Annotated in this window: 11 protein-coding genes, 2 tRNA genes and 1 other RNA gene; 6 read left to right on the forward strand and 8 right to left on the reverse strand. The window is 71.9% G+C overall.

Going from position 1 to position 13,791, the window contains the following annotated elements:
• The first annotated feature begins 271 nt into the window (after positions 1 to 271).
• From AC0T5L_RS10635 to AC0T5L_RS10650, 4 genes are all read left to right on the forward strand, one after another.
• Positions 272 to 772, forward strand: a complete 501-nt coding sequence (locus AC0T5L_RS10635; RefSeq protein WP_476165251.1) for a tRNA adenosine deaminase-associated protein — start codon at positions 272 to 274, stop codon at positions 770 to 772.
• Positions 773 to 818: 46 nt separating this feature from the next.
• Entirely contained in the window at positions 819 to 1,307 is a 489-nt protein-coding gene (locus tag AC0T5L_RS10640; RefSeq protein WP_476165252.1) for a tRNA adenosine deaminase-associated protein, read from the forward strand.
• Positions 1,304 to 1,786, forward strand: a complete 483-nt coding sequence (locus AC0T5L_RS10645; protein ID WP_476165253.1) for a nucleoside deaminase — start codon at positions 1,304 to 1,306, stop codon at positions 1,784 to 1,786. Before AC0T5L_RS10640 ends, AC0T5L_RS10645 begins: the two co-directional genes overlap by 4 nt.
• Positions 1,787 to 1,796: 10 nt before the next feature.
• Positions 1,797 to 1,881 (forward strand) — tRNA-Ser (locus tag AC0T5L_RS10650).
• Positions 1,882 to 2,079: 198 nt separating this feature from the next.
• Here the strand turns inward: AC0T5L_RS10650 and AC0T5L_RS10655 are convergent.
• Both AC0T5L_RS10655 and AC0T5L_RS10660 read right to left on the reverse strand, forming a co-directional pair.
• Entirely contained in the window at positions 2,080 to 2,940 is an 861-nt protein-coding gene (locus tag AC0T5L_RS10655; RefSeq protein ID WP_476165254.1) for a LacI family DNA-binding transcriptional regulator, read from the reverse strand.
• A complete protein-coding gene (locus AC0T5L_RS10660) occupies positions 2,940 to 5,414 on the reverse strand; it encodes a glycoside hydrolase family 2 protein (RefSeq protein ID WP_476165255.1) in 2,475 nt (824 codons plus the stop codon). Before AC0T5L_RS10660 ends, AC0T5L_RS10655 begins: the two co-directional genes overlap by 1 nt.
• Positions 5,415 to 5,883: 469 nt before the next feature.
• Here AC0T5L_RS10660 and AC0T5L_RS10665 point away from each other — a divergent pair, with 469 nt between their 5' ends.
• Complete coding sequence (locus AC0T5L_RS10665; protein ID WP_476165256.1) at positions 5,884 to 7,134, forward strand: ROK family transcriptional regulator; 1,251 nt, start codon at positions 5,884 to 5,886, stop codon at positions 7,132 to 7,134.
• A 13-nt stretch (positions 7,135 to 7,147) separates the two neighbouring features.
• On the opposite strand, the gene AC0T5L_RS10670 is transcribed toward AC0T5L_RS10665, so the two are convergent.
• The 6 genes from AC0T5L_RS10670 to AC0T5L_RS10695 form a co-directional block, all read right to left on the reverse strand.
• Positions 7,148 to 7,720: a PadR family transcriptional regulator gene (locus AC0T5L_RS10670; protein WP_476165257.1), complete on the reverse strand. Its 573-nt coding sequence runs from the start codon at positions 7,718 to 7,720 to the stop codon at positions 7,148 to 7,150.
• A 25-nt stretch (positions 7,721 to 7,745) separates the two neighbouring features.
• On the reverse strand, positions 7,746 to 8,600 hold the full coding sequence (locus tag AC0T5L_RS10675) for a Rieske (2Fe-2S) protein (RefSeq protein ID WP_476165258.1): 855 nt from the start codon (positions 8,598 to 8,600) through the stop codon (positions 7,746 to 7,748).
• A 123-nt stretch (positions 8,601 to 8,723) separates the two neighbouring features.
• The gene (locus tag AC0T5L_RS10680) at positions 8,724 to 10,733 is read right to left on the reverse strand and encodes an oxidoreductase (protein WP_476165259.1); all 2,010 of its coding nucleotides are present in this window, start codon (positions 10,731 to 10,733) and stop codon (positions 8,724 to 8,726) included.
• A gap of 250 nt (positions 10,734 to 10,983) precedes the next feature.
• Entirely contained in the window at positions 10,984 to 11,781 is a 798-nt protein-coding gene (locus AC0T5L_RS10685; RefSeq protein ID WP_476165260.1) for an SGNH/GDSL hydrolase family protein, read from the reverse strand.
• A 214-nt stretch (positions 11,782 to 11,995) separates the two neighbouring features.
• Positions 11,996 to 12,080: transfer RNA gene (locus AC0T5L_RS10690), tRNA-Ser, on the reverse strand.
• Between the two features lie 80 nt (positions 12,081 to 12,160).
• Positions 12,161 to 13,513 carry a DUF2252 domain-containing protein gene (locus AC0T5L_RS10695; protein ID WP_476165261.1) on the reverse strand — a complete coding sequence of 451 codons (1,353 nt, stop codon included), beginning with the start codon at positions 13,511 to 13,513 and terminating at the stop codon, positions 12,161 to 12,163.
• 118 nt (positions 13,514 to 13,631) lie between these two features.
• On the opposite strand from AC0T5L_RS10695, the gene ffs reads away from it, so the two are divergent.
• Positions 13,632 to 13,727: signal recognition particle sRNA small type (ffs, locus tag AC0T5L_RS10700), an RNA gene on the forward strand.
• Positions 13,728 to 13,791: the final 64 nt, after the last annotated feature.

The following is a 13,791-nucleotide window of genomic DNA, read 5'->3' on the forward strand; positions in this document are numbered from 1 at the left end:
CCGAGTCTAACCGCGCGCACCACCCGGACCAGGGCCGCCGCAGGCCCCGCCCGCCCCTTCCCGGGGCAGCGGTACGGGCCGGAATACGCCTCCTCCCCGGTACATCGGATCAGCCGAGGGGGAGCGCAGACCTGGTTCTCATGAGAACGTGGTCCGGACTGACGCGGAACAAGGGCCACGGTGGTGCCGGAGTGATCGTTACCATGGCACTCGCACGGGCGATCCGGGGTACCTTCGTCCGCACCGATACACCGGCCGGGTTGGGGTGACGATGACAGTGCTTGATCATGGTGACGACGACTCGGGCGACTTCGCGGCCATCGCGTACAGGGAAGAGGAGTACTGGGACGTCGACCTGCTCCCCGCGAAACTGACGCATGACCTCAAGGGCCTGATCCACGTACTGCGCCAGCAGCCGAGCATCAGCGGCTCCCTCGGGCTGGTCTCGGTCGGCGACGACTTCTTCGTCATCGTGCGCGTCTACGGCGAGGAGACCAACCTCTTCCTCTCGGACGTGACCGCGTCCGTGGACTGGCAGGTGGCCCGAGACGTCCTGGACTACCTGGACATCGACCTGCCGGACGACGACGACCTCGACCAGGTGCTGCCCGCGGGCGACCTGTCCATCGTGGCCGATCTGGGTCTGGACGAGATGGAGCTGGGCGCCCTGGCGGGCGATCTGGACCTGTATCCGGACGAGGTGTTGGCCAGCGTGTCCGAGCGGCTGGGATTCGCCCAGCCCTTCCAGCGTGTACTCGACGGTATGGGGTAAGGACCTGCTGGAGTAAAGAGCATCCCGGCGAACAGGAGAGCACGCGGTGTCGATCTTCGCAGCTGTCTTCGCTCCCAATGGGAAGACGTGGCGGGGGACCGAGGTCGAACTCGGGGACGTGGACGTTATCGACGACGTCACCGAGCTGATGCTCGATTTCGCGACCGAACGGGGAAGTGACCTCGCGCTCCTGCTCATGGAGGCCGACGACGAGTGGTTCGCCGTCGTGCGCACCGGTGACGACGGCGAGGAACCACGTGTGTACCTCTCCGACGCGCGGGTGGTGCACGACCACCCGCTCGCCTCGGTGCTGTCCGAGGCCGGAGGGCTGGGCGCGCCGCCGCCCTCCGAGAGCGCGGGCGCCAGGCCCAACCCGGTACCCGACGGCGACGCGGACCTGCTCACCGACCTGGGGATGACCGAGGACGAGCTGCGCTCGCTCGCGGTCGGCGGGGGCGTCCTGCCCGGTGACGTCCTCGCGGTGGTGGCCGAGCGCGCGGGGTTCGGTGAACTCCTCGACGGCATGAGGCTGTGACCGGACGGGACGCTGTCGACGCCGCCCTGCGCACGGCGCTCAACGAGGGCGAGCGTGCCCTGGATACGGGTGACGTGCCGGTGGGCGCGGTGGTGCTGGACGCCGACGGCAGCGTCCTGGGGGCGGGGCGCAACGAGCGCGAGGCGACCGGCGACCCCACCGCACACGCCGAGGTGCTGGCGCTGCGTGCCGCCGCCCGAGCGCGCGGCGAGTGGCGGCTGGGCGGCTGCACCCTGGTGGTGACCCTCGAACCCTGCACCATGTGCGCTGGCGCGGCGGTGCTCTCCCGCGTGGACCGGCTGGTCTACGGGGCCCGGGACGCCAAGGCGGGCGCGGTCGGATCGGTGTGGGACCTGGTCCGCGATCCCCGGCTCAACCACCGCCCGGAGGTCCTCCCGCCCGACTTGATCGCCGAGGATCTCGCCGACAGGTGTACCGATCTCCTCACCCGGTTTTTCGCACGGCGCCGTATCCGGTAGAGTTCCTCTCGGTGGAGTCGCCTAGTGGCCGATGGCGCCCGCCTCGAAAGCGGGTAAGGGGCAACCCTTCGAGGGTTCGAATCCCTCCTCCACCGCTTGGGCCGGTGTTCACCCAGGTGAACGCGGGGCCGTAGAGGTAGCGAGGGCCGGTTGACCCGGGCCGGTGCACACAGTGCACGTGGTCCGGGGAGACCGGCCCTTCGCGTGTCCGGGGTCCTTCCCCGAGGACCATCTCCACCCGGTGTCGGTTCCGCGTTCTGTCGACATGCCGACAGAACGCGGAACCGACATACCTACCTCTCCACGGGAGCCGGGCCCGTACTGTCCCGCTGCACCAGGTGCGCCGTGGGCGACCACCGCTCCGCGACGGGGAGCCCGGCGGCGCACTCCAGCGCCGACTCGGCCACCGAGACCCCGTACTGGTACACGTCCACGCTCACGGTGGTCAGAGCGGGTGTGGCCAGGCGGCACAGGGTCGAGTCGTCCCAGGCCACCATGCTCAACCGGTCCGGGACCGCGATCCCGAGAACGCTGGCGGCGTCCAGCCCGGCCACCGCCATCACGTCGTTGTCGTACAGAATCGCCGTCGGCGGGTCCTTCCGCTTGAGCAGCTCGCCGGTGAGCCGGGCCCCGGCCTCGGCGGAGTAGTCGCCCTCGACGAGCACCGGATCGGCCGCCCCGGCCGCCCGACAGCCCTCGACGAGGGCTTCCGTACGGACGCGGGTGTGCAGCAGTTCCCCCGGCCCGGTCACCCTGGCTATGTCCCGGTGCCCCAAGTCCAGCAGGCGGGTCAGCGCCTCCCGGACCGGGGACACGTGGTCAGCGCGCACGGCGGGTGCGCCGGGGGCCGGATCGGGGGTCCCCGCGATCACGACGGGCAGGCCGAGCTCGCGCAGCATGGCGGGGCGCTCGTCGTCCTCGGCCGGGTTGACCACCACGACCACGTCCACCAGGTGCCGCTCCGCCCACCGGCGGTAGGCGGCCACCTCGGCCTCCTGACTGGTCACCAGGTGCAGCAGGACCGACATGTCGTCGTCGGCCAGCCGCTCCTCGATCCCGGCGATGAACTCCATGAAGAAGGGTTCGGCGGCCAGCAGGCGGCGCGGCCTGGCCAGAACCAGCCCGACCGCGCCCGCTGCTCCGTGTCCGGCCATCACACCCGCCGTGCGTGCAGCGAGTTGGCCGAGCGCAGAACGGGCGCGCTGGTCAGCGCGTCCGTGTCCACCTTCTCCTCGGTCCGCACCAGGAAGCTGTGCGTCTCCCCGGCGAGCAGGTCCACGAGCATGTCGTCCGCCTCGGCGTCGGGTGCCACGCGGTCGGCCAGCAGGGAGACGTCCCTGGCGAAGGACGCCGCGCGCACATCCACCCGGTAGCCGCCCTCCACGGGCTCGGCGACGGCGGTCAGGGCGTCGGGGTCGTAGGACAGGTGGACGTCCTCGCGGAAGGGCCGCACGAGGCGGGCGTCCTCGGTCGTGGCGACGAGCACCTCCTCCTTCGTGTTCCCGGCCGCGAGCAGCTCCCGGGACAGGCCGAGCTCCGCCGCGGACCGGGGCGGCACGGCCAGCTCGCCCTCGTCGGTGTGGAGTACCTCGCCGCCGAAGGTCTGGCGCTCGGACCGCACCGGCGCCGACCAGGCCTCGTCGGTGTCGTTGACGGCGACCAGGACCAGGCGCCCGTCCCTGGGCTGGACGGTCAGCAGGCGCGGTGCGTAGGCCTGTCGGAGCCCGTACCAGAGCGGCTTGGGCCGCTCGTCACCGTCCACGGCCGCCCAGGAGGTGACCGGCCAGCAGTCGTTGACCTGCCAGACCAGGGAGCCCGCGGTACGCGGCCACCAGGACCGGAAGTGCTCGACCCCGAACGCGATCGCGCGGGCCTGGTTGAGCTGGGTGGCCCAGTGCCAGTCCTCGAAGGTGTGGGGCGTGGGCAGGTGGGCTGACAGGCCCCTGTCGAGCTTGCCGTTGCCGTCCTCCGCCTTCTGGTGCAGCAGGAACGCGGACCCGGTGGGTGTGAGCGGCTCGTCGTGCACCCAGTCGGTGAGCGTGGCCCACGTCGGCGGGCCCTGGAAGCCGAACTCGGAGCAGAACCGGGGCACCTGGTCCTGGTAGGCCCGGTAGTCGGTCTGGTTCCACACGGTCCACTCGTGGCGGGTGCCGTGGCCCTCGTCGTTGGGGTGGACGTCGTCCAGGGCGAACCCCGGGGAGTAGGGGCTGCCGTCGGCGTAGAACCGGGTGGGGTCGAGCTCGGCGACGATCCGGGGGAAGAGGTCGGTGTAGTAGCCGTGGCCCCAGGTGCGGCCCCTCAGCTCCTCCTGCCAGCCCCAGTCCATGAAGCCCCAGAGGTTCTCGTTGCCGCCGTTCCACAGGGCGAGGGAGGCGTGCGAGGTGAGACGGGCGACGTTCTCCCTGGCCTCGGCCTCGAACTCGCTCCACAGCGGCTCCTCCTCCGGGTAGGAGGCGCAGGCCAGGAGGAAGTCCTGCCACACGAGGACGCCGCGCTCGTCGCAGACGTCGTAGAAGTCCTCGCTCTCGTAGATGCCGCCGCCCCACACGCGGAGCATGTTCATGTGCGCGCCGACGGCCTGGTCCACGCGCCTGGCCAGGCGCTCGCGCGTGATCCGGGTGAGGAAGTGGTCGTCGGGGATCCAGTTGGCGCCCTTGACGAAGATCGGCTTGCCGTTGACCACGAGGGTGAAGGGGGTGCCGTGCTCGTCGGGCTCGGTGTCCACGGTGACGGTCCGGAAGCCGACCCGGCGGGCCGCGGAGTCCAGCGGGTCGGCGCCCTCGTCCGCGGCCAGGGTGACGTCCAGGTCGTAGAGGGGCTGGTCGCCGTGGCCGACCGGCCACCACAGGCGGGCGTCGGGCACCTCGACGACGACCACGCCGCGGTCGGCGCCGGGGGCCACGGTCGCGGTGGACCGGTGCCCGGCGACCTCGGCGGCCAGGACGAGGCCGGTGCCGCTCCCGGCGCCCGCCCCCTCGACGTCGGCGTGCACCTCGACTCGGCCGGTGCCGTCCTCGCCGACGGTGACCAGCGGGCGCACCTGCGCCAGGCGTGCGGTCTCCCACCGCTCCAGGCGCACGGGCTTCCAGATCCCGGCGGTCTGGAGGTCCGGCCCCCAGTCCCAGCCGAAGGAGCAGGCCATCTTGCGGACCATGTTGAACGGGTGGGTGTTGACGTGCGGGCGCGCGCCGAGCTCCTCGCGGACCTCCTCGGCGTACTCCAGGGCGGGGCGGAAGGAGACCGCGAGTTCGTTGGACCCGGCGCGCAGCGCGTCGCGCACGTCGAAGCGGTATCCCCGGTGCATGTTGGCGGTGGTACCGAGCTCGACGCCGTTGAGCTCCACGGTCGCCACGGTGTCCAGGCCGTCGAAGGCCAGGTCGACGCGCTCATCCGGAGCGGGGGCCTCGGCCTCGAACGTGAGGGTGTACCGCCAGCCGGCGCGGTGCATCCAGGCCAGCTCGGTCTCGTTGGTGTCCAGGTAGGGCTCCGGGATCAGCCCGGCGGCCAGCAGGTCCACGTGGGTGCTCCCGGGGACCTGGGCGGGAACGGAGCGGCCCGCGACGTCCTCCGGGACGGGTCCGGTGGTCGCGGACAGCTGCCAGCCGTCGTGAAGGGTGTGACGGATCATCTGTGCCTCTCGGCTCGTGGGGGTCGAGACCGCTCGGGGCCGGGTGCGGCCCGTCGTCGGGGCGCCGGTCCCCTCTTGCGCGAACCGGCCCCTGAGGATTCTTACTTTTCTGAATAAAGTAAGTCAACAGTGTGAGGGCCCCGGTTCCGGAGGAGGGGGTGCCCGGCGCGGACGTCTGACTCCCAGCGGACCTGCCGACCGGGCAAGATCATCGGCGAAGGAACCTCGTGCGCCCCACCCGTGACGTTCACTGCCAGCGCGCCAGTGCTGTGAGGGCGGGGATCCGTTCCCGTGGACGCGGACGGCGTAGGGTCGCCGTGTACGGCCCGTCCTGGAGACGGGCCCCACCGGAGCGGTTCCCGGTCCGTCGCGAGCCGCGAGTACGCTGATACGCGCCTTTCGGGGGGCACGGTGGCGGGCACCGCGGGGCTTCGCCCGCAGTCACGCCACGGGAGCGGTGGAGGATTCATTGGGCGGGTCAGGTCGGGCCATTCCGCACACGACGAGCAGGGCGGCGGTCCTCGACGTCATTCGGGCGGCGGGCACGATCAGCCGGGTCGGGCTGGCGGAGGCCACGGGGTTCACCGGGGCCACGATCTCCACCGTCGTCCGCAGGCTCATCGACGACGGCCTGGTCCTGGAGACCGGGCGCGCCGAGTCGACCGGCGGCAAGCCCCGTGTGCTGCTCCAGCTCAACCAGGAGTCCCGCTACGCCGTGGGCGTCCACATCGACCCCATCGGCATCACCTACGCCCTCACCGACCTCACTGGTGCCGTCATCTCCCGGATGACCCGCGCCGGGGTGGGCGACGAGGCCCCAGCTGAGATCACCGCCCGCATGTCCCAGCAGGTGAACGCGCTCGTGGAGGGCGCCGGGGTGGAACGCGGCAGGGTGCTCGGGGTGGGACTGGTGACCCCGACCGGAGGACTCCACCAGCAGCCGTCGCTGCGCCACTGGGCCGACTACCCCGTGGCCGGGGAACTGGAGGGCAGGACCGGTCTGCCCGTGGTACCGGGGAACGACGCCTCCGCCGCGGCCCTCGGCGAGTACTGGTCCGGTGTGGTCAACGGGTCGTCGATCTTCGCCGCCGTGTACATGGGCACGGGTGTCGGCGCCGGGGTGCTGGTCAACGGCATCCCCTACCACGGGGCCAGCGGGAACGCCGGGGAGATCGGGCACGTGTGCCTGGACGTGGACGGGCCGCCGTGCTGGTGCGGTGGGCGGGGGTGCGTCGAGGCGATCGCCGGGCCCGCCGCCGTCGTGGCGGACGCCCGCGCCGACGAGGCACTCGCCCGCAGCGCCGACCTGACCCGCGGGGGAGGACGGACCTGGCCGTCGACGTCGGCGGAGTTCACCGCCGTCGTCCGTGCCGCCCGCCGAGGCGAGCCCACCGCGCGCGCCCTGCTGGACCGCTCCGCGCGCCATCTGGCCGTCGCGGTCCGCGGCATGGCCAACGTGATGGACCTGGACCTGCTGGTGCTGACCGGGCCGGGCCTGGCCGTGGCCGGGTCCGTCTACCTGCCCGCCATCCAGCAGGAGCTGGAACGGGCGTTCTTCGCCCGCGCCACCCACCCGGTCGAGGTGCGCCTGTCCACCTCGGCCGCGACCGCGCCCGCCATCGGCGCGGCCACCATGGTGCTCCAGAGCCAGCTGGTGCCGCTGCGCCCAGGGCTGCGGCTGCCCGGGAACCTGTCGGAGTCCGAGGCCGACGGGCCCTGAGGGGCACCGCGTCTCAGCGGTCGGCCGCTCCGGGGAGGGCGTCCTCCGTCCGTCCGGCGCCCTCAAGCTCCTCGATGGCGCGGGACAGCCACGACACCCAGCCGGCCTCCACGTCGATGCCGCCGAGCAGCACCAGGCGCTGAACGCGTTCCTGGTCGGTGGCCGGCCCCCCGGGGTAGTCGCGCCGCTCGAACCCGCGGTACTCCTCCAACCGGAGCAGGTGCAGGTCGCGGTGGCGGCGCAGCTCCGGGACCAGACCGCGCACGCCCACCACCCCGGCGGCGCGCAGCCGCACAGGAAGCGGGTCACGGGCGACCTTGGGGTCCTCGCGCACGTCCACCCAGCGCTCAAGCTCCTCCCGTCCCGCGGGCAGCACCTCGTACTCCTTCTTGCGGCCGCGGCTCGGAGCTCCCCGCGGCAGCGCACGGATCAGCCCCTCCCGCTCCAGCTTGCCCAGCTCCCGGTAGATCTGCTGGTGGGTGGCCGACCAGAAGTACCCGATCGAGCGGTCGAAGCGCCGGGCCAGCTCCAGGCCGGAGGACGGCTTCTCCAGCAGGGCGGTCAGGATGGCGTGGGGCAGGGACATGAGCGCATTCTAGGAACCCCGGCCACTACTCGGGGTCGCGTAGGCGGACCATCACCCGCCCTTCCACGATCGACGCCTCCATGGTCTCCAACGAGGCGGTCGCGGGCCCGTGGACGACCGTTCCGTCATCCATGCGGAACTCGCTGCCGTGCCAAGGACAGCGCAGGCAGCCGTCCACCCGTTCGCCCTCCGCCAGGGGAGCGCCCATGTGGGGACACGTTCCCAGCACCGCTGACACGGAGTCCCCAGTGCGCGCCACCGCGACCGGGACGCCGTCCACGTCGCCCCCGCCGATCCCGCCGTCGGGGAACCCGGTCAGCGGGCCGAGGTCGTGCCAGCCGTCGGGCACCAGGTCGATCAGGTAGTCCGCGCTGTTGACGCCCGCCGCGCGGTAGTAGGCGATGTGGCCGCCCAGGGAACCGCTGAACCCGATGACGCCCGCACCGGCCAGGGCCAGCCACTTCCCCCAGCCCTCGCGATCGCGAGCCCGGGCCAGAGAGGAGGCGGCGAACAGCAGGGTTCCGACACCGTTGGTCGCCGCGTGCACCACGCCCACGCGCTGCTGCCGCTCGTGCTGCTGCGACCAGTCCACCAGGCCGCTCACCGCCGCGGGCATGCTGGTGACCAGGCCGGCGTTGACCAGCGCGTGCGCGCTGCGCCGGTGGTCCCCGGGCAGCATGTCCAGCAGGACCGCCGCCGTCCACGTGCCGATGGGCAGCTGCACCAGGATCGGGTGGGTGGCGTGGCCGAGCTGTACGCCGTGCAGCACGTCACGGATCCGGCCGGGCGGGACGCGCCCGGCCAGTCGCTTCATGCGGGAGACCGCCGGATCCAGGCGGCCCTCGCGTTCGATCTTGCGGATGCTCTCACCGAGTCTCATGGTCGGTCGGCTACCCCGGGCAGCGGGTCGCCACTCGCGTGCCACCGGGTTCCGCGGATCCTTGAACCGGCCTTTCCCGGCCCTCTCCGAACACCCGGGGCGCCGAAGGGGGCCGGGACGGGGTCACAGCGCCGCGGCCAGGCGGGTTCCCTGGTCGATCGCCCTCTTGGCGTCCAGCTCGGCGGCCTCGTCGGCACCGCCGATCAGGTGGGCGCCGCGTCCCGCGGCGGCCAGCTCGTCGGCCAGGTCCCGGCGCGGCTCCTGGCCCGCGCACACCACGACCGTGTCCACGTCGAGCACGCGCTTCTCCCCGTCGACGGTCAGGTGCAGGCCCTCGTCGTCGATCCGGTCGTAGTCGGTGCCCGCGACCATCTCCACGCCGCGGTGGCGCAGTTCCAGACGGTGGATCCACCCGGTCGTCTTGCCCAGACCGGCGCCGACCTTGCTGCTCCTGCGCTGGAGCAGGTGCACTGTGCGCGGTGCGGCGGGGCGCTCGGGCTCCCGGAGCCCGCCCGGCGAGGCGGGGTCGGTGTCCACGCCCCACCTGCGGAGGAACTCCTCGGAGCCGCCCCCCTCGCCGTCGTCGGTGAGGTACACGGCGACGTCGAAGCCGATACCGCCCGCGCCGATGACGGCCACCTTCCCGCCGACGGCCGCGCTCCCGCGCAGGACGTCGGCGTAGCCGACCACCTTGGGGTGGTCCACGCCCGGGATCCCCGGCACGCGCGGAGTGACGCCCGTGGCGAGAACCACCTCGTCGTAGCCCTCCAGGTCGGCGGCGCCCACCCGGGTTCCGAGCCGCACGTCCACGCCGTGCTTGTCGAGCTGGACCCGGTAGTAGCGCAGGGTCTCGTCGAACTCCTGCTTGCCCGGCACCCGGCGGGCCAGGTTCAGCTGGCCGCCGATCTCCTCGGCGGCGTCGAACAGGGTGACCGCGTGCCCGCACTCGGCGGCGGACACGGAGAAGGCGAGCCCGGCGGGTCCGGCGCCGACGACGGCCACGCTCTTGCGGACGCGGGTGGGGGAGAGCACGAGTTCGGTCTCGTGGCAGGCGCGCGGGTTCACCAGGCAGGAGCTGACCTTGAGGCTGAACGTGTGGTCAAGGCACGCCTGGTTGCAGCCGATGCAGGTGTTGATCTCCTCGGGGACCCCCGCGGCGGCCTTGGCGACGAAGTCCGGGTCGGCCAGGAAGGGGCGTGCCAGGGAGACCATGTCCGCGTCGCCTCCGGCCAGGACCTTCTCGGCGACCTCGGGGGTGTTGATGCGGTTGACCGCCACGAGCGGGACGGACACCTTGCCCTTGAGCCTGCGGGTCACCCAGCTGTAGGCGCCGCGCGGCACGGACGTGGCGATGGTGGGTACACGCGCCTCGTGCCAGCCGATACCGGTGTTGATGATGGTCGCCCCGGCCTCCTCCACGGCCTCGGCCAGCCGGACCACCTCGTCGAACGTGGAACCGCCGGGCACCAGGTCGAGCATGGACAGCCGGTAGACCAGGATGAAGTCGTCGCCCACGCGCTCGCGCACGCGCCGCACGATCTCCACGGGGAAGCGCATGCGGTTCTCGAAGGAGCCGCCCCAGCGGTCCTCGCGCTTGTTGGTGGCCGAGGCGATGAACTGGTTGATCAGGTAGCCCTCGGAGCCCATGACCTCCACACCGTCGTATCCGGCGTACCTGGCCAACTCGGCGGCGCGGGCGAAGTCCTCGATGGTCTGCTCGACCTCGTCATCGGTGAGCGCGCGGGGGGTGAAAGCGCTGATGGGGGCCTTGAGGGCGCTGGGGGCGACCGAGTCCTCGCTGAAGGCGTACCTGCCGGTGTGCAGGATCTGCATGGCGATGCGGCCGCCCTCGCGGTGCACGGCGTCGGTGATCTCGCGGTGCTTCTCGGCCTCCGCCTCGGTGGTCATCTTCGCCGCGCCCGTGTAGGTGACCCCCACGTGGTTGGGGGCGATGCCGCCGGTGACGATGAGGCCGACGCCGCCTCTGGCACGTTCGGCGTAGAAGGCGGCCATCCGCTCGAAACCGCTGGGCACCTCCTCCAGGCCGACGTGCATGGACCCCATGACCACGCGGTTGGGGAGGGTGGTGAAGCCCAGGTCCAGTGGTTCCAGCAGGTGGGGGTAGTCGCCCATATCGTCTCCTCGCGCGGTGCCCTCGGGCCGGTGTCCGGTCGGTCCGGGCTCCATTATGCAACAAGTTGCAAAAGGGTGCGGGTGGCGACGGTCACACCAGTGCGCTGGCGCGGGGCTCCGGACCGGAGCCGCGGAGGGGCCGCGGAGGGGCCGCGGAGGGGCCGCGCGGTGCGGTGGCGGCGCGCTCAGCTCCGGAGCGGCGGTGCGGTGAGCCGGGCCAGCGGGGCGCGTTCCGGCGTTCGGAGGCTCCTCAGGCGCCGCTGGAACCCTCCCCGGCCGCCACCGGCAGGAGAGCGGGGCGCTTGGCCACGCGGCCGTCCCCCGAGGACCGTCCGCGCAGGCGCCGCATCATCCACGGACCGAGGAAGGCCCCCAGCCATCGGACCTCCTCCGCCACGGTGCGCAGCACGCCGGGCCGGGGCAGGCGGGGCAGGGGGTCGCCCCACGACTCGTCGGCGCCGGGCAGGGTGAGCGCCGACGCCAGCGCGCCCGCGATCCTCTCGTGTCCCAGCGGGGTGCAGTGCAGCCGGTCCCGCGCCCACAGGCGCCGGTCGGTGGAGATCCCGTGGGCGGCGACGTCGGCCACCACCACGCCGTGCCGGGCGGCCGCCGCGCGCACGCGCTCGTTGAAGTCCAGGACCCGTGGCAGCAGGGGTCTAGTCAGCGGAGCGACCTTCGCGATGTTGGGGAAGGTCAGGGTCGCCACGCGGGCGCCGGAGGCGGTCAGCTCGGCGAACATCGCCTCCAGGTGGCCGACCACCTCGTCGGCGTCGTACCCGGAGCGGATGACGTCGTTGACCCCGGCGAACACGGTGGCCACGTCGGGGCGCATCTCCAGCGCGGGGGCCAGCTGCTCCTCGCGTACCTGTCGCGAGAGCCGGCCCCGGACGGCGAGGTTGGCGTACTCCACCCGCGCACCCGTGGCGGCGAGGTGGACGGCCAGGCGGTCGGCCCAGCCCCGGACACCGGTGCTGTCGTCGCCGTCCCCGACACCCTCGGTGTGGCTGTCGCCCAGAGCCACGTAACGCAGGTCCCCGTCAAGCCGCATGCCTTCTCCTCACCCTCACGGACGCCGAAGGGAAGGATACTCCCCAAGGTGACTATTCAACTTGAGTAGTACTCAGGAGCCGGCGGTCGGACGGTTTCCCGGTCACCGGCCCCCGGGACTCCGGTAGGCGCGTCGGCGGGCCCGGCCCCGGGAACGACGAAGGCCCCGACCGGTGTCCGGTCGGGGCCTTTGCGTCCGCCCTCTCGGGCTGCGGCGGAGGATATGGGATTCGAACCCATGAGGGGTTGCCCCCAACACACTTTCCAGGCGTGCGCCCTAGGCCACTAGGCGAATCCTCCGCGAGCAACTCTACATGCTGTGGCGGTATGCTTCGAACGCTCGCGGGTCACTCCGATGACTCGCCGGTCCGGAGCCCGGATCAGGAGAGGCGGCTGGACCTCACGCCGCTGATGGCGTTGTTGCGGAAGGCGTCCACGAACAGCGAGTGGTCGACTCGCGCCTGGGCGGCGTACCGGTGGGCGAAGTCCACGCACCACCGCGTGAACTCCTCCTCGCGGCCGTCGAGCACCTCCAGGATGGCCGCCTCGGTCTCGCCGCCCACCACGGTGGAGTCCGCGTGCGAGTCGGACACGCAGTGCGCCTTGGCGGTGGCGCGTCCCAGGTAGTCCAGTACCGGGGCGATCTCCGCGGGCTCGGTGAGCCCGTCCCAGTCCAGGTCGTTGGTGTAGGGGGAGATCTCGCTCACGACGAAGCCCACGCCGTCGATCTCGGTGTGGCCCAGCAGCGGGTCGGCATGCGCCTGCAACGCGCGCTGGGACACGGCGGTGCGGTGCCCGTGGTGCTTGAAGTACTCCATGATGCTGCGGTCGGTCACCACCCGCGAAGGTCCGGCCACGTTCCCCTGCTTCATGGACAGCACGACGTCGTTGTCCCACGCCTCGGACTGACCCTCGATGAGCAGGGTGTAGGCGGGCAGCCCCGCCGAGCCGATCCCGAAGCCGCCGCTGCCCACCACGTCCTTGACCCCGTAGCTCAGCGACGCAAACCGCTGGTCCTCGGGGATGGTCTCCAGGTAGGCGTCGTAGGCGGCCAGGACCTTCTCCCGCTCCCCGTCCTCCAGGCGGCGTGCCCGGGGGCCCTCGCGGAACCGGCGTGCGTACCCTTCGCGCTCGGTCATGGACACCAGCATCTCGGCGCGGCTGTTGAGCCGGGCCTGCTGGAGCACGTCGTGCACCGTGCCGTCGGTGTTGCCCAGCTTGAGGGAGAACTCCGAGTCGCCGCCCTTCGTCGCGAACTCGCGTACCTGGGTGACGTAGGCGTCGACGTAGCGCGGCACGAGCATGCCGATGTCCTCGTCGGACAGGGCCTTCTGCCATCCCATCAGGGCGATGCTGGACACGAACCTGAGTACGTCCCAGGTGAAGTGGCCGAGGTAGGCCTCGTCGAAGTCGTTGACGTCGAACACCAGCCGCCCGGTGGAGTCCATGTAGGTGCCGAAGTTCTCCGCGTGCAGGTCGCCCTGGATCCACACCCGGGAGGTGCGGTCGTTGGCCCAGGGGTCGTCCATGGTCGAGACGTCGGTGTAGAAGAGCGCGGCGCTGCCCCGGTAGAACGCGAAGGGGGTGGCCGCCATCTTGCGGAACTTGACGCGGAACGCGGCCGGGTCGGCGGACATCAGGTCCGAGAAGGCGTTCTCCAGGGTGTTCACGATGAGATCGCGGCGGTCCGTGGAGCTGTCGGTGGAGTTGAGGGGGTCGAGCATGCCATCCATGATGTCCGCGTACGGGCGGCTTATCCAAACGTGACGCGTGCCGCCGGCCTCGGAAGGGTCCTCCGATCCGGACGCGAGCGGGGTTGTCCGAGCAGTCCGCACGTCGGATACACTCGATGCAGACCCCTCGTGCGGCGTCACCCTATGAACCTCCCCAGGGCCGGAAGGCAGCAAGGATAAGTGGGCTCTGGCGGGTGCGCGGGGGGTCCTTTCTCTTTCTCCGGCCCGGTCGAACCCCTCCCGGTCTGCGCCAACCGGCGCGAGCTGTCACTGCTCGC

The sequence above is a fragment of the Nocardiopsis sp. TRM 82005 genome, from assembly GCF_056312425.1.

Bases quoted from the DNA above. Each gene is read 5' to 3' on its own strand.
- AC0T5L_RS10670 (WP_476165257.1), bottom strand. From the start codon at position 7,720: ATGTCCCTGCCCCACGCCATCCTGACCGCCCTGCTGGAGAAGCCGTCC.
- AC0T5L_RS10660 (WP_476165255.1), bottom strand. From the start codon at position 5,414: ATGATCCGTCACACCCTTCACGACGGCTGGCAGCTGTCCGCGACCACC.
- AC0T5L_RS10680 (WP_476165259.1), bottom strand. From the start codon at position 10,733: ATGGGCGACTACCCCCACCTGCTGGAACCACTGGACCTGGGCTTCACC.
- AC0T5L_RS10655 (WP_476165254.1), bottom strand. From the start codon at position 2,940: ATGGCCGGACACGGAGCAGCGGGCGCGGTCGGGCTGGTTCTGGCCAGG.
- AC0T5L_RS10635 (WP_476165251.1), top strand. From the start codon at position 272: ATGACAGTGCTTGATCATGGTGACGACGACTCGGGCGACTTCGCGGCC.
- AC0T5L_RS10685 (WP_476165260.1), bottom strand. From the start codon at position 11,781: ATGCGGCTTGACGGGGACCTGCGTTACGTGGCTCTGGGCGACAGCCAC.
- AC0T5L_RS10695 (WP_476165261.1), bottom strand. From the start codon at position 13,513: ATGGATGGCATGCTCGACCCCCTCAACTCCACCGACAGCTCCACGGAC.
- AC0T5L_RS10675 (WP_476165258.1), bottom strand. From the start codon at position 8,600: ATGAGACTCGGTGAGAGCATCCGCAAGATCGAACGCGAGGGCCGCCTG.